Raw genomic sequence first — 20,953 nt, 5'->3', positions numbered from 1 at the left:
TCTCTCCAGCATGATACAACGGAGAGAGGAGTTTTTTATTATCAAATAGAGAGAGAAGATATTTATGGGGGAGCTTATGTCTAAAAAATTAGTAAAGCCTATTTTAAATGGTATTTTATTTCTCGGCGTCTTTTTATTTGCTCATACATACTTAAAAAATGTTTCCTTCACACGTTACTTGCTTGTCGTTATACCAATGTTACTCGTCGGTATTTTTGGCATCGATCTTATTTCATCGCTTTTAATAAAAAAAGAAGAATAACGAGCGAACATCTTATTTCGATAAGATGTTCTTTTCATTTCATAATCACCTTATGTTACAATAAACTTCGGCATAACGTAAGAAAGGATGAAACAACATGACAAACGAAAAAGGTTTAGATAAAGGATACGAACTTGTTGCGAAAATGCATGAAGTATTCGGACATCCTGTGACAAATACTCCAACAAAATTAACAGAAGAGCGTGCAAAAATCCGTGCAAGTTTTATGCAGGAAGAACTAGAAGAATTTCTAGAGGCAACGACTGTTGAAGATCAATACGATGCACTGATTGACCTTATTTACTTTGCATTCGGAACGTTTGCAGAAATGGGCGTACGTCCAGATAAAGGATTCGAAATTGTAAACAACGCCAACATGGCAAAACTATTCCCTGATGGGAAGCCTCGATTCCGTGAAGGCGACGGTAAGATTCTAAAGCCAGAAGGCTGGCAAGCACCGGAACCACAACTTCGTGCTGAAATTGAACGTCAGCGTCAAGAAGCTGAAAAAAACTGCTAGGATTTCCTAGCAGTTTTTTATTATGGCTTTTTTTCTGCCAATCATTAATGACCCACGTGCCCTGCGTGTCCTGCTGCTCCACTAATACTAGCTGCTCCTGCTGCTGCCCCTGCTCCTCCTGCTCCAATTCCACCTGTCCAAGGAGAAGATTGTTGCTGTTGTTGATATTGCTGATATTGCTGATATTGTTGATGATGTTGGTGCTGTTGACCTTGGTGTCCATGATGTTGGCCTTGGTGCCCATGATGACCGTGTTGGCCTTGATGACCTTGATGACCTTGGTGATGGTGGTGACCTTGGTGGTGATGTCCATGGTGACCATGTTGGCCTTGGTGAGTTTGATAAAGAACAGCTTGCGGATGAATGTGGTGGTGACCTTGATGATGTACTTGTTGTTGGTGATGACCATGATGGCCTTGGTGACCTTGATGGTGATGATGACCATGATGGCCTTGGTGACCTTGATGGTGATGATGACCGTGGTGGCCATGTTGGCCTTGATGGTGATGATGACCATGATGGCCTTGGTGGCCTTGGTGGTGGTGATGTACATGATGACCGTGGTGGCCTTGGTGATGGTGATGTACATGATGATCGTGAACACCCTGTGGATAACCACCTACTCCTCCTGCCACTACACCTACTCCCGGTACAGGGAATCCTGTCTGCACTCCTCCAACGAAAGAAGGAAATGTAGTTGGTCCCCCTACTGGAATTCCTGTCTGTACGCCAGCTACTGATGTTGGAAATCCTCCTGTTACTGTAGGCATTCCAGCCCCTGATGTCGAAAATCCTCCCATTAATGTAGGCATTCCAGTTTGCATGCCAGCTACCGATGTTGGAAATCCTCCTGCTGCTCCACCCATCCAGCTCGGAATTCCACCGTATCCTTGTTGTCCTCCTCCCATTAACATCATTTGTTCATAACTATCCGATCCACCCCCGAAGAAACCATGTGGTGCATTATTGTCCATCCCTTTCATTCCTTTCACCTCTTCTGCTCAATTTTACCTACCTTTTTTATCATATTTCCTAGTGAAGAATAGGTGTTTGTCTTTATAAGAATTCCTCAACAAACAAATTAAAGGAAAAGATGCAAAACGCCTTTAAAGTAAACTTCTTTATAAATTAAAAACTTATATAAAAGTGATCCAAAGATTATTTTTTACACAAAAAAGCTCAGAGTATAAATACTCTGAGCTTTCATTTAGAATAAATTAGTTTGCAACAACGTTAACAAGTTTTCCAGGAACAACAATTACTTTACGAACTGTTTTCCCTTCAATTTGGTCTTGAATTGCTTCAAGTGCAAGTTGTTCCATTTCTTCTTTTGATGCGTCTTTACTCATTGTTAGTTTTGCGCGAACTTTACCCATAACTTGAACAACGATTTCAACTTCATCTTCTACAAGTTTAGACTCATCAAATGTTGGCCAGCTTGCATATGTGATTGTTTCATTGTATCCAAGTTTGCTCCATAGCTCTTCCCCGATATGAGGTGCAACTGGTGCAATCATTTTTACGAAACCTTCTACATATTCTCTTGGAAGTGTTTCAGCTTTGTATGCATCGTTGATGAATACCATCATTTGAGAAATCGCTGTGTTGAAGCGAAGCTCTGCATAGTCTTCTGTTACTTTCTTCACTGTTTGATGGTAAGCTTTTTCAAGCTCTTTATTTGGTGCGTCAGTAATTTTCTCACTTAATTCACCGTTATCTTGAACGAATAGACGCCATACGCGGTCTAGGAAACGACGAGCTCCGTCAAGACCATTTTCAGACCAAGCGATTGAAGCATCTAATGGTCCCATGAACATTTCGTATAGACGAAGTGTATCTGCACCGTGGCTTGCTACGATATCATCAGGGTTTACAACGTTACCTTTTGATTTACTCATTTTCTCGTTGTTTTCACCTAGAATCATACCTTGGTTGAATAATTGTTGGAACGGTTCTTTCGTTGGAACTACACCGATATCGTATAATACTTTATGCCAGAAACGAGCATATAGTAAGTGAAGTACAGCGTGCTCTGCACCACCGATATAAATATCAACTGGAAGCCATTGTTTTACTTTTTCAGGATCTACAAGTGCTTCGCTATTGTTTGGATCGATGTAACGTAGGTAATACCAACAGCTACCAGCCCATTGCGGCATTGTATTTGTTTCACGACGACCTTTTTTACCAGTCTCAGGATCAACAACATTTACCCACTCGTCAATGTTAGCAAGTGGTGATTCACCTGTACCTGAAGGACGGATGTTTTCTGTTTTCGGAAGAACTAATGGTAATTCCTCTTCTTTCACAGCTGTCATTGTACCATCTTCCCAGTGAATTACTGGAATTGGCTCACCCCAGTAACGTTGACGGCTGAATAACCAGTCACGTAGACGGTACGTTACTTTTTGATTTCCTGCGCTCGTTACTTCAAGCCATTCAATCATTTTTGCGATTGCTTCTTCTTTATTTAATCCATCAAGGAATGCTGAGTTTACGTGTGCACCATCACCTGTGTACACTTCTTTCGTAATATCTCCGCCTTTTACAACTTCCTTCATTGGAAGATTAAATACTGATGCGAATTCATAATCACGCTCATCGTGAGCTGGAACTGCCATTACAGCACCTGTTCCGTAAGTTGCAAGAACATAGTCAGCAATCCAGATTGGTAATTTCTCACCGTTTACTGGGTTAACTGCGTAAGCACCAGTGAATACACCAGTTTTTTCTTTCGCAAGTTCTGTACGCTCTAGGTCACTCTTCATTTTTACAGCGTTAATGTAAGCTTCTACCGCTTCTTTTTGTTCTGCTGTTGTAATTTCTGCAACAAGTGCATGTTCCGGAGCAAGTACACAATATGTTGCACCAAATAGTGTATCAGGACGCGTTGTGAAAACTGTGAACTTCTCATCTGTACCGTCGATGTTGAAGTGTACTTCTGCACCTTCAGAACGACCGATCCAGTTACGTTGCATATCTTTTAAACTTTCAGGCCAATCAAGCTCATCTAGATCTTCTAATAGACGATCTCCGTAAGCTGTAATTTTTAACATCCACTGTCTCATCGGACGACGCTCAACTGGATGTCCACCACGCTCACTCTTACCGTCAATGATTTCTTCGTTTGCAAGTACTGTACCAAGTGCTGGACACCAGTTTACAGGTACTTCATCAACGTAAGCTAAGCCTTTTTCAAATAGTTTTAAGAAGATCCATTGTGTCCACTTATAGTAGTTTGGATCTGTTGTATTTACTTCACGGTCCCAATCATAAGAGAAACCTAATGATTTAATTTGGTTACGGAACGTATTAATATTATGCTCTGTAAATTCAGCTGGGCTGTTTCCAGTATCAAGTGCATATTGCTCTGCTGGAAGACCAAATGCATCCCATCCCATTGGATGAAGAACGTTATACCCTTGCATACGCTTCATACGAGATAAAATATCTGTCGCTGTATAACCTTCTGGATGTCCTACGTGTAGGCCTGCACCTGATGGATATGGGAACATATCTAGTGCATAAAATTTTGGTTTTTCTGTCTCATCTGGCGTACGGAATGTTTTATTCTCTTCCCAGTACCCTTGCCACTTCTTCTCAATATCTTGATGATTAAAGCTCATGAGATACCCTCCTTGAAATTCTATTTATTTTCACCGCCCAAAATACAAAAAACCTCTCATCCCTAGAAAGGGACGAGAGGTTATAGATTCCCGCGGTACCACCCTAAATTAATGTAAAAATATACATTCGCTTAGATCCGTAACGTGGATTAACGGCAATTGCTACTATTAGTTTCACAACTGCAACTCAAAGGCGAGTTCATAACGAAACGTGGATTGACTTGCACCGACCGTCAACTCTCTAAACCAGCTTCTATTACTACTACTCCTTCTCACTGTTATTACACATATAAGTTAAGTGAACTATCCTTCATCTAGTATCTCTTAAGAGCTTACTTAAAGCGAGGACTTCTCGGTTAATCGTTACTCTTAATAACTAACGAATTCATCTTAAGACAGCCGAGCTATCTCCCTTGTTCTAAAGGTTGTTTTATTTAAATATATTCTAAAACATGTGAACATGTTCCGTCAAACTAAACTGCAATTTTTTCTTCAACTGCTTCTTCTACTTTTACTCGTTTATCATAAATACTCGTTGCTATAAGCGCTACTACAAGCATTACCATGATTGCTATAAACAATACTTCCATATTGTATAAATCCACAATTGCTCCGCCAACGACCGGCCCGAACATTTTCCCTACAGTCGCCGCACTATTTACGACCCCTTGATAAAACCCTAATTTATCTTTTGGTGCAAGTATATTTGCAATCGTTGGAACCGCAGGCCATACAAATAACTCACCAATTGTTAATGTTACCATCGCAATGAGGAACATCGTAAATTGCTGCGCTTGACTTAGCACAATGAATGACGCCGCAAAAATGAAAATTCCAATCATAATTTGTTGCTTTAAAGAACGCTTCATCCAGCGAATTAACATACTAACTAACGGCTGCGCACAAACGATCATCGCTCCGTTTATCGTCCATAATAAACTATAGTGGCGAAGGCTAATATTCAATTCTTGCATATGTGTTGCAATCGCTCCTTGCCACTGTACGTATGTAACCCAGCATAAAGCATATGCTACACATACGATAAGAAGTGCTTTGAATCCAGGTGTAAGTGACCAACCTTTTTTCGTCTCGACTTCTTTTTGCACTCCTGGCTCTTTCTTGTCTTCCATACCACGGAATCCAATAAAAGCAATTAAGAAGAAAACAAAGTATAAAATAAAGTTCGCTAAGAAAATATAATCAAAACGATATGAAGCAACTAAACCACCGCACGCTGTTCCAATCGCAATACCAACGTTTTGTCCAACGTACATCGCATTAAACGCTCGTCTTCCGCCCTCTGGCCAAACCGTACCAACCATCGCGTACATCGATGGGAAGACCATCCCAGAACCGAAGCCGATTAACGCTAGCCACACAACATATAACGGCCAACCGTGGAAGAACACAAGACCTAAAATCGATACAAGTGTAATGACAATCCCTACTAAAATTGATTTATAACCGCCCCATTTATCAAATAAAACACCGCCGAGCAAGTTTCCGATTACACCAGTAAGCGAGTTGATCATTAATACCATTCCGGCCACAGATAAAGATTTGCCTAGGTGATCATGCAAATAAATTGTATTAAAAGGCCATAAAAAAGAAGCACCCGTGACATTAATAATCATCCCAGCTACTAATAGCCATACTTTCCTTGGCATAGTTTCCCCTCCTATTCTATTTTTTTCGTTCATATATATAACAGTAAAATTGTAGTCGTTTTTAAATAGGAAGGCAACTGATTAATAGTTGATGAAATTCAGATAATGGTTTTGCGGTAAATGAAATTATATTGATTACTTCTTGGATTATATCAGCGATTATCAAAATATATCGGCGCAACTACAAATATATCAGCGATTATTAAAATATATCGACTTACCGACAAAAAACGACGACAGTAACAATATATAAAAGGGTAGACTGCATGAAATTTTCATGCAGTCTACCCTTATTTGTACTATCCAACTTCTTTTTCTCGCTTCGCACTTTCTTTAGCGCTCCATTTAAATATTTTATCTAGTAAGGAATATATTCTCCCAGATTCTTTCGTTAACAAAGGTCCTAACGATGCTAATATTAAAACATACAAAGCTGAGAATGGTTTAATCGTTGCCATTAAGCCGCCCGCAATTCCAATATTCGCGACGATAATGGAAAATTCTCCGCGTGATACAAGTGTTAAACCGATATTCGTAGAAGCCTTATGCGATAACCCAGCTTTACGCCCCGCAACCATTCCAGCAGTAAAATTACCGATAAGAGTAATGAAAACTGCTCCTAATGCCAACCACACTGCTCCGCCAAGTGAAAATGGGTCTATACTTAAACCGAAGCTGAAAAAGAATATAGCTCCAAAGAAATCACGAAACGGAACGACAAGCTGTTCAATTCGATCACTATGCTCTGTTTCAGAAAAAACGAGTCCTAGTAATAATGCTCCAATTGCCTCTGCAACATGAATCGTTTCTGAAAATCCTGCTACAAAGAATAAAATAGCGAATATTACGATAATAAAAATTTCATTGGACGAAATATCTAACATTTTATTTAAGAATCGTGTAGCTTTTCTAGCAACTACAAAGAATAGTAGCATATACCCTACTGCGATTAAAATAGATGTAAGAGCACCTACAAATGACGTTGCCCCTCCGAGTACTAATCCTGAAACGACTGATAAATATACCGCTAAAAAGATATCATCAAACATAATGATTCCTAAAATTAGCTCCGTCTCTTTATTACCAGATCTTCTTAAATCAACAATTACTTTCGCAACAATTGCACTCGATGAAATTGTTATGATCCCAGCAATAATTAATGTTTCTAATAAGGGGAAACCCATTATATATCCGTAAAGTAAACCTAATATAAAATTAAGCGATATATGAACAGTTCCCCCAAAAGCAATTGATTTTCCTGATTTAATTAATTTTTTAATTGAGAATTCTAAGCCTAAATAGAATAAGAGGAATATAACGCCAACACGGCCGAGGAAGGAAATAACTTCTCCACTTTCAATAAATCTTAAATCGATAAGCCCTAAATCTGGGGCATGTGGTCCCACTAGCATACCGAGTATAATGAGAAACGGAATAATCGAGAACTTTAACTTTGCAGCGAGAATAGCTGCAAAAGCGACTAATACTAACGCAGTTCCAACTTCAAAGATTAAAGTATCCATCGATTATGAATCCCCTCCTACTGAAAGCAACTCATTAATAATTCTTTTTACTTCATGTCTTTCGCCTGATAATACGAGCATATCGCCAGCTTCAATGATAGAATCTGGGCCTGGATTAAAGAACTTCTTCATATTCTTTTTCAAAATGGCAATAATCGTTACGTTATATGTGTTTCGAACATGTAAACTACCAATTGTTTTTTGTACAACTGGTGCATTATTTTCCACCTTAAACCACTCAATTGATAATCCCTCAAAAGCCATTTCAATCGTATCTAAAGCTTGTGGCCTATATACCATTCCGCCCAATATAGCTGCAATTTGTCTCGCTTCAGAATCACGAAGAGAGACACTTGAAATACTCTCTTCATGATCAGCATCAAAATGGTACATTTCTCTTCGGCCATCATCATGAATAACGATAACCATCTTTTCATTACCTTTTGTAATCACTTCAAACTTACATCCAATACCCGGCAGTTCACTCTCTCTAATATTCATATTTTCCGCCTCCTAATTTTTTAGTTACGGCTTTTATAAATCGACATCAATCTCCGTTTTAAAGGTCTCATCCTTTGAGATACCTAAATACTTTAGTGTCTCTGATGGAGTCGCGTGATGAAAATGTTTTTGCAATAGCGCAATCGCTATCCCTCTTTTGTACGCATGAAATCCGAACGTTTTTCGCATTGAATTCGTTCCGATTTTACCAACAACTCCAACTGCTTCTGCAGCATTATGAATTACACGATACGCTTGTTGGCGCGTAATTGAATTTGGCGTTTTATTAGATTGAAATACGTAATTTTCTCTTTTAACGCCAATAGATTGTACGTAATCTAAAAGCGCTTCTTTTACTTTTGTATTTAAATAAATATCTTGTTTAAATTTTTCATCTTTCACAGGAAGAGCATAAAACTCTTTAACAGTCCCGTCTTCATTTAATACATCTTCAAATTTCATGCTAAGTAGTTCTGTAATTTTTAATCCTGTGTTAATTCCAATAACAAATAAAAGATAATCTCGCTGGGAGTGCTCTTTTAAATATTTTTTCATAGCCTCAATTTGGCTTATATCTTTTAATGCCTCTACAACTTCCATACATGTATTCTCCTCATCTTATGAACGGTAATTTTCTCATTATGTTGTCCATTTTACCTTATCATGCTATGAGATTTCCATGTGTTATCCATTATTTTCACAATATACTCAGGTGGTTCTGAAAACTTTCAATGTGGAAACTTACGATTGTATAAATACGTTGCGGTAAAAAAATGTGGGGATAAAAGTTCAGCTTCTTTCTACAGATTGGATTCCTCCTTTCCTTATACAGCTACTTCTACTTTTATATTACGTTACTTACTTACATTATATTATACATTTCAGTAACATTAAAGTGTTTTTTTCTGAAAATAATAAAAACCGAGCGTTTTTGCTCGGTTTTTATTATTAATCTTCTTTCGGAAGAACAATTCCTTTATACAATTGAACGGTAATGAAGTAATAAATCGCATAAATAACTACGAAAATTACAATTGGTACCCAAATACGGAAGTACGGATCGATTAAAATAAATCCGAAAATATTCATACCAACTAATACGTGAGCGATACCCACAATTGCTGGGAATAAGAATACTAAGAATAACTCTTTATAAATCGATTTCGTTAGTAACTCACGGCGCACACCGATTTTACGAAGCATTTGATAACGCGTAATATCTTTTGATGCACCAGAAAGAATTTTAAACATAAGGCAGCTTGCCATCATTGCTAAGAACGCAATTCCAAGGAAGAATCCCATAAATACTGTTCCACTCGCAATGCCATAGAACCCACTATAAGCTTGATATTTACTATCCATTTGTTCAGCTTTTACATTTTTATATTTATCTAGCTGCAACTCATCAAGTTTTTTCCATTCTTTTTTATATGTTAAAAAATCATCTGTTTTTCCGATAAATGCTATACCTTCTTTACCATTTATCCCATCGTACATTTTTTGATCTACAATTTTAATTGCATGATCATTGTATAAATAATATGGATGGATTGTACTAAAAGCATCTGTCCATTCCGCTGAAAGTTCTTTAGTGTTCGCATCTTTTTGATTCATCTCTCTAGAAACTGCACCTACCGGTAGTTCCTCTGAAACTTTTTTCGTATTTACTAAATCCTTCATAGACTTCATCTTTGCCATATCTTTTACGAAAGGACGATTTTTCTCTAAATCTTCTTTTACATAGTAAACGTATTTATCATCAACTTTGTAACGATATTCGCTTTTCTCTTTAAATGTAATACCGTCTAAAACTTTCTTTTCTTCAGCTGTTGGATTATGAACTACTGAATCATATATTACTAAACCATCTACCATTTTTATAACGTTATTTTTGAACGCCATACCGCCCGAAATTGCACCAGCTCCAAGCGCAACTAACATTGCCACTGTTGCAAGTACTTTCGTTAAACTATTAATTCGGAAGTTTAATTGTGCAAATGTAAAAGCATTAAGTCCTTTTTCACTACGCTTTTTATTACTTTTTAACTTTTTAATAATGACTGGAAGAAGTGAGCCAAATAGCATGTAAGTACCAGCTGTCGTTGTAATTAATGCAATAAGGATTCCCATCTCTTTTAGTTTTTCCATATAGATCATAGATGCATAACCTATACCTAATAAAATAACAGCAAGGAATGCCACTACAACTGTCTTTTTACCTTTTACTGCAACACGCTCTGTTTGTGCATCTGCATGTACTAGTTGCAATACAGAAATACGTGACAATTTAATACTGTTCATAATTGCTGATAATACAAATAGTGCAAAGAAGAAGATGCAAGTAACAGTCATAGATGGTAGATAAAATGCTTTATACCCTTCACCAGCAAATTCAAGCTGTTTCATTAATAACTGTCCAATACCTTCTGCAAGTCCTACTCCAACTGCAATCCCGATTGCAAGAGACGCAGCACCTAATACGATTGTTTCAATAAACATAAGTAATGTAACTTTATGTTTTTTCGCACCTAACATCATATACATACCGAACTCTTTTTGACGAAGAGATAATAAGAAAGAGTTTGCATATAAAATGTAGAAGAACGTTATAATTGCTAATAAAAATGAACCTGCTTGGAATACGAATCCAATAGATTTAATCACTGAATTAGATTCTAAAAATGCTTTATTCAGTGCTAACGTTTGGAACATGTAAAAAATTGAAATCGACATGACAAGACCAACAAGTAAGACGATATAATCTTTCAGCTTACTTTTCAGCCCCGACATGGAAAGTTTAAATAACATACTGGAACCTCCTTTCTTACGCCTTTTGTGTACCTAAATCTGCAAGTACATCTAAAATTTCTTTGTAGAACTCTTCACGCGTACCACCGCGATGAATTTCTTTATATAGCTCACCATCTTGAATGAATAAAATACGCTGACAGTAACTTGCACTATATGGATCATGCGTAACCATCATAATCGATACGCCTTGATCTTTATTTAAGTTTGTCATCGCATCAAGTAAACTCGTTGCATTTTTAGAATCAAGCGCTCCTGTTGGCTCGTCCCCTAAAATAATTGCCGGCTCATGCACAAGTGCACGCGCTGCTGCTGAACGTTGTTTCTGTCCACCAGATACTTCAGATGGATACTTTTGAAGTATTTCTGTAATCCCTAACATATCCGCTACTTTTTCTACTTTCGGTCCAATATTACGTGATGCGACACCTTGAAGAGAAAGTGGAAGTGCAATGTTTTCATAAATAGATAAGTTCTCTAATAAGTTAAAATCTTGGAAGATAAATCCTAATTTTTGCGAACGGAAATCTGAAAGCTCACCTTGCTTCATTTTCGTAATATCCGTTCCCGCAATTTCAACAACGCCGCCCGTTGCCTTATCTAACGTTGAAATTACATTTAATAATGTCGTTTTACCAGAACCAGATGGTCCCATAATTCCAACAAACTCACCCTCTTGAATTGAGAATGAAACACCCTTTAACGCGTGTGATTGGTTCTCACCTTTTTTACCGTACACTTTTTGAACGTTTTTCACGTCTACAACTGGTTTCGTCATATATATCCTCCTACGCTTGTTTTTCCATTACCTATTTTGCGCTTTTTAGAAGTGAACTGCTATTTGTTAACATTACATTTACCTTACACTTTTGTAATATAAAAAAGGTGTGCTTGTAAGTTTGGCTTTTACTACTTTAAATATTAGTGACATATTGAATCGGTAAATGAAATTATATCGGCGCAACTACAAAAGCTGAAAATAAAAAATGGGCTGCTCCACAAAAGGAACAGCCCACTTCTCTCTTTATTTCTTTAAAGGTGTTACCGTCCAGTACGTAATAACACGCCAAATCCATTCTAATGGACCCATTTTAAAGATTTTCATCCAAATTACGCTACATACAATTTGAATTGCGTAAATTGCAATACATACATATAACGTCTGCATATAAGTTAAATTTCCTGCAAAGTTAAATACACTTCCTGCGATTAAAATCATTGCAGTTTGTCCGATATAATTTGTTAAAGCCATACGACCGTAGTATTTCAATGGTGCTAATAATGTTTGAACTGGTTTTAACTGAAGTAATAAAATTAATGCTCCTACATAGAAAGCTGAAATAATTGGTCCAACTGTAATGCCAATTTTTAAGAATTGACCTGCAGCGTCCACTGTTCCATCCTCATTCATGAGCATCATATTTACAAATGGTTCGGGAGGAACGTGTCCATATTGATACCATAACGCGACAACACTTAAAACAAACATAATTCCTGTAAAAATAGCGACTTGTTTAATTTTTGCTGAAAGATTTTCAAATACTTTATACTGCCCCGCAGCAAGACCTAATAAAATTAACCCTAATGGTAATAATTCCTTAGCTGCCATAATACTAAAAGCTATCGTAAGAATAAGACCAATTACTACATTCACTTCTTTTTTCGCTTTATAAAACGGTAAAACGATTAACCCACAAATTGCGTATAACGCTAGTGCTTCTCCAGGCTGAAACATTTGATGAATTAAACCAAAAATAAATAATGCTACTAAGCGACGTAAAAATAAAACATAGCCATTTTTCCCTTTCGCAATCGCTCTTGAAATAAAGATATAGAATCCCACTCCAAATAAGAATGAGAAGATTGAGAAGAAACGACCTTCTACAAATAAGTATAAAAATCTTTGATAGCTAGCATCCACTGTATTAGGATCTGGAATTTTAATGTTAAGTAATGCGAGAATATTTACTAAAATAATTCCCAGTAGTGCAAAGCCACGAATGTAATCTAACTCATCAATTCGCTTGTTTGTAATATTGTTCCCCATAAAGCAACTCCTTGTATAAAATTTAATCCTTCCTTACTCTACTGGAGAAAGCTGCTCACAACTATCGACAAACCTTACATAAATCTTACATTATTGTCATATAGCAAAATAAAACCAGGTCATATTTCGACCTGGTTTACTCTGATTGTTTTGATTTTTGAGGTTGTCCTTTTTTACTATTACGCTGTTTTACTTGAACAATCGGATCAAGTTCATTCGAAAACTCAGCGTTATGTCCATTTTGTGTTTTTTGCTCTGGGTTATTTTGATCTGAACGTTTCGCCATTACATTCACTCCTTATTAGTGCGGTGTAATAATCATTTGATGTTGCAATTGGCGAATTGCCATACGTGCTCTATTTAATTGCTCACGTTGCTCATCATTCGCATGTTGTTGCATCGTTTGTAAATCGTTATACGCTTGTTCTAATTGTAACTGCGCATCCGAATACTCCATCGTATTATAATGCTCTTGTCTCATACCTTGGTCTAATTGTTCTTTCGCATATTCCACCGCTTGTTCCGCTTGTGTAATATACGATTCAAGTGATTGACGCTCTGCCATAATTGTCCCTCCTTGCTTCAATTCCCCTTTAGTGTGTCCCTTCCTTATGAACCTTATGAGTATGTTATAATGGATTTTGTGTTATTTTGACTCGGCTTAGGAGGGAAAGTAATGAAGGTTCAAAACCCTTTTCCATATACAAACGACAATAAACGTTATCATACATGGAATTATCATTTACGAAATGAATATGGTGAAAAAATTTTTAAAGTTTCATTAGATGCTGGCTTCGATTGCCCGAACCGTGACGGTACAGTTGCTTATGGCGGTTGTATATTTTGCAGTGCTGCTGGATCTGGTGACTTCGCTGGCGATCGCCGCGACGATGTTATAACGCAATATCATGAAATGAAAGAAAAAATGCGCTCAAAGTGGAAAGATGGAAAATGTATCGCTTATTTCCAGGCGTACACAAATACACATGCACCACTTGAAGTGTTAAAAGAAAAATTCGAACCGCTTCTATCAGAAAAAGACGTTGTCGGTCTTTCTATCGCAACTCGTCCAGATTGTTTACCAGACGATATTGTTGAATATTTAGCGGACTTAAATAAACGCACGTACCTTTGGGTTGAACTCGGACTACAGACCGTTCATGAACGTACTGCAAATCTTATTAATCGCGCTCACGATTATCCGTCTTATGTGGAAGGTGTAAATAAATTACGTAAGCATGGCATTCGAGTTTGCTCTCATATTATTAACGGTCTTCCTCTTGAAGATTACGACATGATGATGGAAACAGCACGTGAAGTAGCGAAGCTTGACGTACAAGGAATTAAAATCCACTTACTTCATTTATTAAAAGGAACGCCAATGGTGAAGCAATATGAAAAAGGACAACTCGAATTCCTTTCTCTTGAGGATTACGTAAGCCTCGTTGTTGACCAACTTGAAATTATTCCAGAAGACGTAATTGTGCACCGTATCACAGGTGACGGTCCACCTGATTTAATGATTGGCCCAATGTGGAGCTTAAATAAATGGGAAGTATTAAATTCCATCGATGCAGAATTTGTACGCCGCGGAAGCTGGCAAGGAAAATATGCAAATGAGGAGAAACAAAAATGAAATTAGAACGTGTATTACCGTTTGCTCGTACTCTCTTGCAAACGGCAGTAAAAGAAGGCGATTACGCTGTAGATGCAACTTTAGGAAACGGCCATGACACTTGCTTCCTAGCTGAAATCGTTGGAGATAACGGAAAAGTATTTGGATTTGATATTCAAAAAGGGGCAATTGAAAGCTCAACAACTCGTCTAAAAGAAAAAGAACTTTTCGAACGTACTGTTTTAGTTCACGATAGTCACGATACACTTCTATCCGTATTACCGGAAGACGCAAAAGGAAAAGTAACAGGTGCAATTTTCAACTTAGGTTACCTTCCAGGCGGAGACAAGCATATCGTTACAAAACCGAACTCAACAATCTCAGCGATCGAACAATTATTAGAAGTAATGGCACCTGAAGGTATCATCGTCCTTGTTATTTACCACGGACACCCAGAAGGACAAGTAGAACGCGACGCTGTGCTTACATTTGCTGAAGAACTAGACCAAAAACAAGCACACGTACTGCGATACGGCTTCATTAATCAACAAAATAACCCGCCATTTATTGTGGCGATTGAGAAGCGATAATATATCGACGATTTTTCAATTATATCTATCGTAACTCGGGATATATCGATTGTTCGACAAAACATAACAAAAAAAGACGTGCATTCACTGCACGTCTTTTTTTATTCTCCTATATAATGGATATATAGACTATTTAAAGAAAGAAGGATAGAACTTTGCTAGTAGAACTACGGGGAATTCAAAAGAAGTACGGCAAATCACTTATACTAGACAATATTGATTTATCCCTTCCAGAAGGAGAAGCACTCGCCATTGTTGGCGGAAACGGGACGGGAAAAAGTACTCTACTCAAAATAATTGCAGGATTTGTTTCACCTACGGCAGGGGCACTTCAAAGAAAAGAACATATACAAATTGGCTATGTACCTGAACATTTTCCTGAAGGGATTCGTTTTACATTAGAGGATTATTTATATCATCTCGGCCACATTCACGGTTTATCAACCAAATATTTAAAAGATAAAATCCCGATGCTTCTTGAATCTTTTCATTTACAGCATGCAAGACATTCTGTTGTACGAAACTTTTCAAAAGGTATGAAACAAAAAACTAGTATTATGCAAGCATTACTTACAGACGTCCATTTATTAATTTTAGATGAACCGCTTTCTGGGCTCGATCCTAACTCTCAGCAAGAATTAGAACATATTTTACTCTCATTAAAACAACAAGGTATATCTATACTCTTCACATGTCACGAAAAACAACTATTAGAAAACTTCGCCGATAGAATTGTGACGTTAGCAAATCATACAATTGCAGAAAATACCTCTGCACAAAAAGTAGCAGAACAGGTCTATATTGAGGCAATCGTTCACGACACATTTTCAGCAATAGAACTACAAAAGCAATCCGGTTTTATACACGTTGCACACAATGCAAATCAAAATCTTATTCAATTACAAATCGAAAAAGAATATACAAACGAAATACTTCAGTTTTTATTACATAAAAAAGCATCTATCACACTGCTACAACCTAACTTTTAAATCGAAAGAAGGTTTATTATGTTTGCGCTTATTCGTTACCATTTTCTCGACTATACAAAATCGTATAAGTATGTCCCTCCTATTGCGATGTACTTTGTGAGCTTGCTTTTTGTATATACATATAAACCGACTCCTATTGTACCGACATATTTAGAAACAGCTCTCGCGCTTTATTTATTATCTGCCTGGATTACGGTCACAATTTTTCATACTGAAGACCCTGTACAAGAACAAATTACTATTTCTCACACAAATAATATTTCCGCATTATACGTTGGTAAATATATTACAGCTCTTCTCATTTGTACTGTATTATCTTTTATATCCGTAATCTATCCAATTATTTTGCAAATGTTTAATGAAAAAATGACTGTTTCTTTATTTTTAGTCGGATTTCTCGCTCACATGTCTTTCTCTATACTAGGAATTTCAATTGCAACTTTATTTACTAGAAATATTATTCCAAAAGCAAGCACAGCTTGGCTTAGCCTGACATTTATATTACTTATAACGATTGCCTCCATCCGGTTTAAAAAAGAGTTACTATGGTTTTTACCACCTATCGAAAGCTTTCTAATGCTTGGCCAATATAAATTTAATATACTTACTCACACGCTATGGCTCACAGCTTGGGCTATCGTATATTCATTTTTATTACTTACTTTATTTCTTTTTATCGTTCGCAAAAAACGTTTTTAATTACATATTAAAGGGGACTAAACAATGATCGGAATACTAGCAGGAATGGGTCCAAAATCAACTGGACCATTCGTCGATACAGTTGTAGCAAGGTGCCAAACAATATACGGAGCAAAGTATGATATGGACTTTCCTCATATGATGATTTACTCGTGCCCAACACCGTTTTACATGGATCGCCCTATTGATCACGAAGCGATGAAAAAAGCAATTATTGACGGAGCACAAAAACTTGAAAGTACTGGCGCAAGCTTTATTGCTATGCCGTGTAATACGGCGCATCTTTATTTTGAAGAATTACAGCGTTCGCTTTCTATCCCGATTTTAAATATAGTCGATGAAACGTTACAAGCAATTCCTGAAAATACAAAAAGAGTCGCTCTTCTCGCAACAGAAGCAACTGTTCAAGCTAGGATTTACCAAGATGGGATTGCAAAGCGTAATATAAAATACATTCATCATGAAAAATGGCAGGAAAGCATTAATCAAATTATTACTTGCATTAAATCTGGAGAGATTGAAGAAGCTCGCGAATTGTGGAATGCGCTCGTTTTACAACTGAGAGATGAAGTAGATACTGCAATTATCGCGTGTACCGATTTGAATGTGGTGGCGAATGAGGATTTTGTTGATTCCTCTCAATATCTTGCTGAAGCGGTTGTTGAAATGTATTTATCAAATAAGAAGAAACATTTATAAACGTTGAAAACCCTAAAAACTTTTAACTTTCTTCACAATTCTTTCAAAGTAATCACACTTAATCTCGCTATATTAAATAAGTAGTTATTCATATAGGGAAGGTTAGGGGAACTGAAAGTATGAAACAAAATCGTTCGCTTCATTACATTTTTTGGCGTTGGCATTTTTATGCTGGACTTTTTATTACGCCGCTTCTTATTACTTTGTCACTGAGCGGAATTGGGTATTTATTTCGGGAGGAAGTTGAAGATTTCATCTATAAAGATTTATATTTTGGAAAGAGCGCTCAAACAGAATCTATTTCGATGGCTGATTCTATTTCCTTAACAGAGAAAAAATATCCACATTATAGCGTGGCGAAAATTAGTGAGTTTAATGGGGATTATAATACGAGACTTACGATTGCAAATGAGTATACTGGGCAACAAAAATATGTGTATTTAGATAGTAATAATCAAATTGTTGGGGATCAAAACGCAAGTGAAACGTTTGCCAATATAATGAGGGAATTACATAGTTCTCTTTTAGTTGGTGGCACTGTCGTCAACTATACTGTAGAACTTGCAGCATGCTGGACAATCTTTTTAATTGTAACCGGATTGTACATGAGTATACGCCAATTCAAAAACACACCATCATCCAATAAGCGAGAAAAGGCAAAAAGACGTCATTCTATTATCGGTATTATATTTACAATTCCTCTCTTTCTGCTAATCGCATCTGGATTGCCATGGTCAGGATTTATGGGGAACCAAATTTATAAAATTGCATCTTCTAATGAATCACTCGGATATCCAAAATTGTACATGGCACCGCCTGAATCAAAGGTAAAAGAATTGCCGTGGGCAACAAGAAAAGAAGCTCCTCCTGAATCGAATTCAAATGAACCGAAAGCAATTTCTGTCGATGAATTACAAAAAGGAATTGAAATAAAGAAGCCATATGTTATTTCACTACCAGCTGATCCGAAAGGTGTATTCACTGTTTCGAAATCGAGCGGTTCTGGTATTACAGGGATGCATGTTGCACCAAGTGAAGAGATAACAGCTTACTTTGATCAATATAGCGGGGAACTCATTTCAAAAACGGACTATCGTGATTATGGATTACTTGCACAATGGTTCACTTACGGTATCCCACTTCACGAAGGACATTTATTCGGATGGCCAAATAAAATATTATGCTTACTAACGACATTATCTCTATTACTTCTTATTTATTACGGAGTAAAAATGTGGTTAGCAAGAAAGCCAAAAGGAAAATTAGCAGCACCTCCAAAGCAAAGAGATAAGAAAAGCGTACTCGTTTTCTTTATCATGATGGTTATATTAGGCGCTGTCATGCCTTTATTCGGACTATCTGTTTTAGTTATTTTTGCGATTGAACTTCTCATATATGTATTTTCAAAAATACGATCATAATAAAAAGAAAACCACTCTACATGAGTGGTTTTCTTCATCACTGCGCCATTTTCTTTCGGTACATCTTCCCGTTCCAATAGAAGAATCTTGAAGTGAGGCCTCCGTACTTTACAATGCGCCGTGCCATTTTGTGCATATTCTTTTGTGCTGATACTTTTTGATCTGATAAATAAATACCAAGTAATCCTCGGCTTATAAGACGATGAAACTTCGCATGAGGCAAATCACCAATGCTCTTCTCTGCTTCTTCTACAAAGTGTTTCATACGATCTAATATAGCTTGCTCGTTTTCATAATAACTACAGAAATTCAAATCTCCGCCTATGCGGTCTTCTTCTTGATCGATGAAATAATCAAGTAAGATATGAAGTCCTTGTACGTAAGGAAAGTATCCTTGTCTAATTTTCGCAATATCTTCATCATGTAATTCATCATGAAATGCATATGCTACAAGGCAGAAAATTCCAAGCGTAGAACCGGCACATGCTGAAAATTCAAACCAGCTCATCTCAGGTAAGTTTTCTTTATGTGCTTCAAACCATGTTTTCAGGCGCGGTTCTCTCTCTTCTAACTTCACGTGTTTATGAATTTGTAAATCACAATAATAACAAGCAAGTTCATGGAGAACAGGAGCGATTTTGTCATAGTGCTTCGTTTTCTTTAAAACATCTTGGCACGTTTCAACAAGTTCATCTAAATAACCACCATCATCTTGATCATCACGGTAACGATAATAATTACCGCCACCTTCCACTTCAGGTGATAGTGCCATTAACATTGATTCATGTAGCGCGGCAAAATCATTTGGATCAAGTGATGTACTGCGATCACATAAATTATCTAAATAGTCACTGATTGTTTGATACGCTACGATAAAACGAATACATTCCTCTCGGTGTTCATTTGCTAGCAGCGATAAAATGCCACCACCCTCACAATGAAACGTTTTATGCTCAATACTTGCGATTGCCTGACTATGAAGCTCATCATTCGGAATATGGTAGGCACGCTCTTTCCACATCGCTAGCTCATGGTGTACAACCGGAAACACATCACGGTATACTTTCGCCATGAGCGTTATGGGATTACTCGGTACGTTCACTTCTTCCTTCATCTCCTCTATTAAATGTACAAATAATGATTTATTTGTTTGTTTTTACTATATTATTGACATGTATTTCAGTAAATGACTGAATATAATTCAAAATTTCATCACGCTCATACTCATTTAATAACTCGTGATAACAATTCGGCCATTCTTTATATGCCTTATCACCTATTTTAACATTATCAAACCACATGCGGACACGTGTTTTATCTACAAGTTTATCCTCACATGCTTGCATTAGCAAGAGCGGAACATCTGGAAAATCATCTATTTTTTTATGAGCAATTTCGATAGACTTAATCAATTCACTATACCAACGTACTGATACTTTGCGCAAGAACAAAGAATCATTCTCCATTGCATCTCTCACTTCATGGTTACGTGTTGACATTTCCACCGTAAGATTCGTTGCAAATTGCAATTTTGGAGCCACAACATTTAATATTTTTGAAGCAAATTGAAGCGGAGCAGAGGGTCCAGTCACTACCCCTAAACAAGGCGAACTCAAAATAATACCCTCGACATCTTCTCTCTTCGTTTCTTGCATCATACGAATGACAATAAGACCACCCATACTATGACCGAATAGAAAAATAGGTAATCTATACTTTCTTGCTTCTTTCACCCATAATTTAACTTCCTCTATGTATTCATCAAATGAATCAATATGTCCTCTATTTCTTGAAGTCGTTCCATGTGACGGAAGGTCCCCCATCACGACGTGGTAGCCGATATGATTCCACATTTCCGCAACGGCTTCGTAACGTCCGTGATATTCCATTGCGCCGTGCACAATAACAATGACAGCTTTCGCTTCCTCTGCTTCATAATTCCACATACGGACCTCCTCCATTTCACTCTTTCTCATAATTTGATAC

Annotated in this window: 21 protein-coding genes and 1 other annotated feature; of the genes, 8 read left to right on the top strand and 13 right to left on the bottom strand. The window is 37.1% G+C overall.

The window, feature by feature from the left end; genetic code table 11:
- Positions 1-76: 76 nt before the first annotated feature.
- Complete coding sequence (locus tag AC1Q8L_RS08885) at positions 77-262, top strand: hypothetical protein (RefSeq protein WP_000038781.1); 186 nt, start codon at positions 77-79, stop codon at positions 260-262.
- Positions 263-359: 97 nt separating this feature from the next.
- Positions 360-782: a pyrophosphohydrolase domain-containing protein gene (locus AC1Q8L_RS08880; RefSeq protein WP_000180554.1), complete on the top strand. Its 423-nt coding sequence runs from the start codon at positions 360-362 to the stop codon at positions 780-782.
- Between the two features lie 44 nt (positions 783-826).
- Here the strand turns inward: AC1Q8L_RS08880 and AC1Q8L_RS08875 are convergent, their stop codons facing one another.
- From AC1Q8L_RS08875 to AC1Q8L_RS08825, 11 genes are all read right to left on the bottom strand, one after another.
- Positions 827-1,765: a hypothetical protein gene (locus AC1Q8L_RS08875; protein WP_000677593.1), complete on the bottom strand. Its 939-nt coding sequence runs from the start codon at positions 1,763-1,765 to the stop codon at positions 827-829.
- A gap of 234 nt (positions 1,766-1,999) precedes the next feature.
- Positions 2,000-4,408 carry a leucine--tRNA ligase gene (gene leuS / locus AC1Q8L_RS08870; RefSeq protein WP_000009442.1) on the bottom strand — a complete coding sequence of 803 codons (2,409 nt, stop codon included), beginning with the start codon at positions 4,406-4,408 and terminating at the stop codon, positions 2,000-2,002.
- Between the two features lie 65 nt (positions 4,409-4,473).
- Positions 4,474-4,693: a binding site (T-box leader), on the bottom strand.
- Positions 4,694-4,881: 188 nt separating this feature from the next.
- Positions 4,882-6,075 carry an MDR family MFS transporter gene (locus AC1Q8L_RS08865; protein WP_001137537.1) on the bottom strand — a complete coding sequence of 398 codons (1,194 nt, stop codon included), beginning with the start codon at positions 6,073-6,075 and terminating at the stop codon, positions 4,882-4,884.
- 299 nt (positions 6,076-6,374) lie between these two features.
- Positions 6,375-7,598: a cation:proton antiporter gene (locus AC1Q8L_RS08860; RefSeq protein ID WP_000380176.1), complete on the bottom strand. Its 1,224-nt coding sequence runs from the start codon at positions 7,596-7,598 to the stop codon at positions 6,375-6,377.
- Positions 7,599-7,601: 3 nt separating this feature from the next.
- Positions 7,602-8,099, bottom strand: a complete 498-nt coding sequence (locus AC1Q8L_RS08855; protein ID WP_001026053.1) for a cation:proton antiporter regulatory subunit — start codon at positions 8,097-8,099, stop codon at positions 7,602-7,604.
- Positions 8,100-8,132: 33 nt separating this feature from the next.
- The gene (locus AC1Q8L_RS08850) at positions 8,133-8,699 is read right to left on the bottom strand and encodes a tyrosine-type recombinase/integrase (protein WP_000454206.1); all 567 of its coding nucleotides are present in this window, start codon (positions 8,697-8,699) and stop codon (positions 8,133-8,135) included.
- A 348-nt stretch (positions 8,700-9,047) separates the two neighbouring features.
- Positions 9,048-10,907: an FtsX-like permease family protein gene (locus tag AC1Q8L_RS08845; protein ID WP_000897802.1), complete on the bottom strand. Its 1,860-nt coding sequence runs from the start codon at positions 10,905-10,907 to the stop codon at positions 9,048-9,050.
- 16 nt (positions 10,908-10,923) lie between these two features.
- On the bottom strand, positions 10,924-11,685 hold the full coding sequence (locus tag AC1Q8L_RS08840) for an ABC transporter ATP-binding protein (protein WP_000165837.1): 762 nt from the start codon (positions 11,683-11,685) through the stop codon (positions 10,924-10,926).
- A gap of 246 nt (positions 11,686-11,931) precedes the next feature.
- Complete coding sequence (locus AC1Q8L_RS08835) at positions 11,932-12,954, bottom strand: DUF418 domain-containing protein (protein WP_098311933.1); 1,023 nt, start codon at positions 12,952-12,954, stop codon at positions 11,932-11,934.
- A gap of 136 nt (positions 12,955-13,090) precedes the next feature.
- A complete protein-coding gene (locus tag AC1Q8L_RS08830) occupies positions 13,091-13,240 on the bottom strand; it encodes a hypothetical protein (RefSeq protein WP_001129340.1) in 150 nt (49 codons plus the stop codon).
- A 15-nt stretch (positions 13,241-13,255) separates the two neighbouring features.
- The gene (locus AC1Q8L_RS08825; RefSeq protein ID WP_000840869.1) at positions 13,256-13,519 is read right to left on the bottom strand and encodes a YtzC family protein; all 264 of its coding nucleotides are present in this window, start codon (positions 13,517-13,519) and stop codon (positions 13,256-13,258) included.
- Positions 13,520-13,630: 111 nt separating this feature from the next.
- Between AC1Q8L_RS08825 and mnmL the strand changes: the two genes are divergently transcribed.
- From mnmL to AC1Q8L_RS08795, 6 genes are all read left to right on the top strand, one after another.
- Complete coding sequence (gene mnmL / locus AC1Q8L_RS08820) at positions 13,631-14,590, top strand: tRNA modification radical SAM protein MnmL/YtqA (protein ID WP_492339428.1); 960 nt, start codon at positions 13,631-13,633, stop codon at positions 14,588-14,590.
- Complete coding sequence (gene mnmM / locus AC1Q8L_RS08815; protein WP_025118657.1) at positions 14,587-15,159, top strand: tRNA 5-(aminomethyl)-2-thiouridylate-methyltransferase MnmM; 573 nt, start codon at positions 14,587-14,589, stop codon at positions 15,157-15,159. The genes mnmL and mnmM overlap by 4 nt, the downstream gene beginning before the upstream one ends.
- A gap of 155 nt (positions 15,160-15,314) precedes the next feature.
- Positions 15,315-16,148, top strand: coding sequence for an ABC transporter ATP-binding protein (locus tag AC1Q8L_RS08810; RefSeq protein WP_025118656.1), 834 nt, complete (start codon positions 15,315-15,317; stop codon positions 16,146-16,148).
- An 18-nt stretch (positions 16,149-16,166) separates the two neighbouring features.
- A complete protein-coding gene (locus AC1Q8L_RS08805; RefSeq protein WP_065229462.1) occupies positions 16,167-16,847 on the top strand; it encodes an ABC transporter permease in 681 nt (226 codons plus the stop codon).
- A 24-nt stretch (positions 16,848-16,871) separates the two neighbouring features.
- Positions 16,872-17,546: an aspartate/glutamate racemase family protein gene (locus tag AC1Q8L_RS08800; protein ID WP_000579349.1), complete on the top strand. Its 675-nt coding sequence runs from the start codon at positions 16,872-16,874 to the stop codon at positions 17,544-17,546.
- A gap of 119 nt (positions 17,547-17,665) precedes the next feature.
- Positions 17,666-18,967: a PepSY-associated TM helix domain-containing protein gene (locus AC1Q8L_RS08795; RefSeq protein ID WP_025118654.1), complete on the top strand. Its 1,302-nt coding sequence runs from the start codon at positions 17,666-17,668 to the stop codon at positions 18,965-18,967.
- 37 nt (positions 18,968-19,004) lie between these two features.
- Here AC1Q8L_RS08795 and AC1Q8L_RS08790 read toward each other — a convergent pair whose 3' ends face one another.
- Positions 19,005-20,069, bottom strand: coding sequence for a tetraprenyl-beta-curcumene synthase family protein (locus AC1Q8L_RS08790; protein ID WP_001102475.1), 1,065 nt, complete (start codon positions 20,067-20,069; stop codon positions 19,005-19,007).
- 40 nt (positions 20,070-20,109) lie between these two features.
- Positions 20,110-20,913, bottom strand: coding sequence for an alpha/beta hydrolase (locus tag AC1Q8L_RS08785; RefSeq protein WP_025118653.1), 804 nt, complete (start codon positions 20,911-20,913; stop codon positions 20,110-20,112).
- Positions 20,914-20,953: the final 40 nt, after the last annotated feature.

The organism is Bacillus sp. GW823-FHT06A11, from assembly GCF_058795355.1.
The sequence above is the reverse complement of the archived record's forward strand: the minus strand, read 5'-3'. Positions and strand labels throughout refer to the sequence as shown.

Excerpts from the sequence above, each read along its gene's own strand:
- AC1Q8L_RS08885 (WP_000038781.1), top strand. The coding sequence starts at position 77 with ATGTCTAAAAAATTAGTAAAGCCTATTTTAAATGGTATTTTATTTCTC.
- AC1Q8L_RS08880 (WP_000180554.1), top strand. The coding sequence starts at position 360 with ATGACAAACGAAAAAGGTTTAGATAAAGGATACGAACTTGTTGCGAAA.
- AC1Q8L_RS08875 (WP_000677593.1), bottom strand. The coding sequence starts at position 1,765 with ATGAAAGGGATGGACAATAATGCACCACATGGTTTCTTCGGGGGTGGA.
- leuS (WP_000009442.1), bottom strand. The coding sequence starts at position 4,408 with ATGAGCTTTAATCATCAAGATATTGAGAAGAAGTGGCAAGGGTACTGG.
- AC1Q8L_RS08865 (WP_001137537.1), bottom strand. The coding sequence starts at position 6,075 with ATGCCAAGGAAAGTATGGCTATTAGTAGCTGGGATGATTATTAATGTC.
- AC1Q8L_RS08860 (WP_000380176.1), bottom strand. The coding sequence starts at position 7,598 with ATGGATACTTTAATCTTTGAAGTTGGAACTGCGTTAGTATTAGTCGCT.
- AC1Q8L_RS08855 (WP_001026053.1), bottom strand. The coding sequence starts at position 8,099 with ATGAATATTAGAGAGAGTGAACTGCCGGGTATTGGATGTAAGTTTGAA.
- AC1Q8L_RS08850 (WP_000454206.1), bottom strand. The coding sequence starts at position 8,699 with ATGGAAGTTGTAGAGGCATTAAAAGATATAAGCCAAATTGAGGCTATG.
- AC1Q8L_RS08845 (WP_000897802.1), bottom strand. The coding sequence starts at position 10,907 with ATGTTATTTAAACTTTCCATGTCGGGGCTGAAAAGTAAGCTGAAAGAT.
- AC1Q8L_RS08840 (WP_000165837.1), bottom strand. The coding sequence starts at position 11,685 with ATGACGAAACCAGTTGTAGACGTGAAAAACGTTCAAAAAGTGTACGGT.
- AC1Q8L_RS08835 (WP_098311933.1), bottom strand. The coding sequence starts at position 12,954 with ATGGGGAACAATATTACAAACAAGCGAATTGATGAGTTAGATTACATT.
- AC1Q8L_RS08830 (WP_001129340.1), bottom strand. The coding sequence starts at position 13,240 with ATGGCGAAACGTTCAGATCAAAATAACCCAGAGCAAAAAACACAAAAT.
- AC1Q8L_RS08825 (WP_000840869.1), bottom strand. The coding sequence starts at position 13,519 with ATGGCAGAGCGTCAATCACTTGAATCGTATATTACACAAGCGGAACAA.
- mnmL (WP_492339428.1), top strand. The coding sequence starts at position 13,631 with ATGAAGGTTCAAAACCCTTTTCCATATACAAACGACAATAAACGTTAT.
- mnmM (WP_025118657.1), top strand. The coding sequence starts at position 14,587 with ATGAAATTAGAACGTGTATTACCGTTTGCTCGTACTCTCTTGCAAACG.
- AC1Q8L_RS08805 (WP_065229462.1), top strand. The coding sequence starts at position 16,167 with ATGTTTGCGCTTATTCGTTACCATTTTCTCGACTATACAAAATCGTAT.
- AC1Q8L_RS08800 (WP_000579349.1), top strand. The coding sequence starts at position 16,872 with ATGATCGGAATACTAGCAGGAATGGGTCCAAAATCAACTGGACCATTC.
- AC1Q8L_RS08795 (WP_025118654.1), top strand. The coding sequence starts at position 17,666 with ATGAAACAAAATCGTTCGCTTCATTACATTTTTTGGCGTTGGCATTTT.
- AC1Q8L_RS08785 (WP_025118653.1), bottom strand. The coding sequence starts at position 20,913 with ATGTGGAATTATGAAGCAGAGGAAGCGAAAGCTGTCATTGTTATTGTG.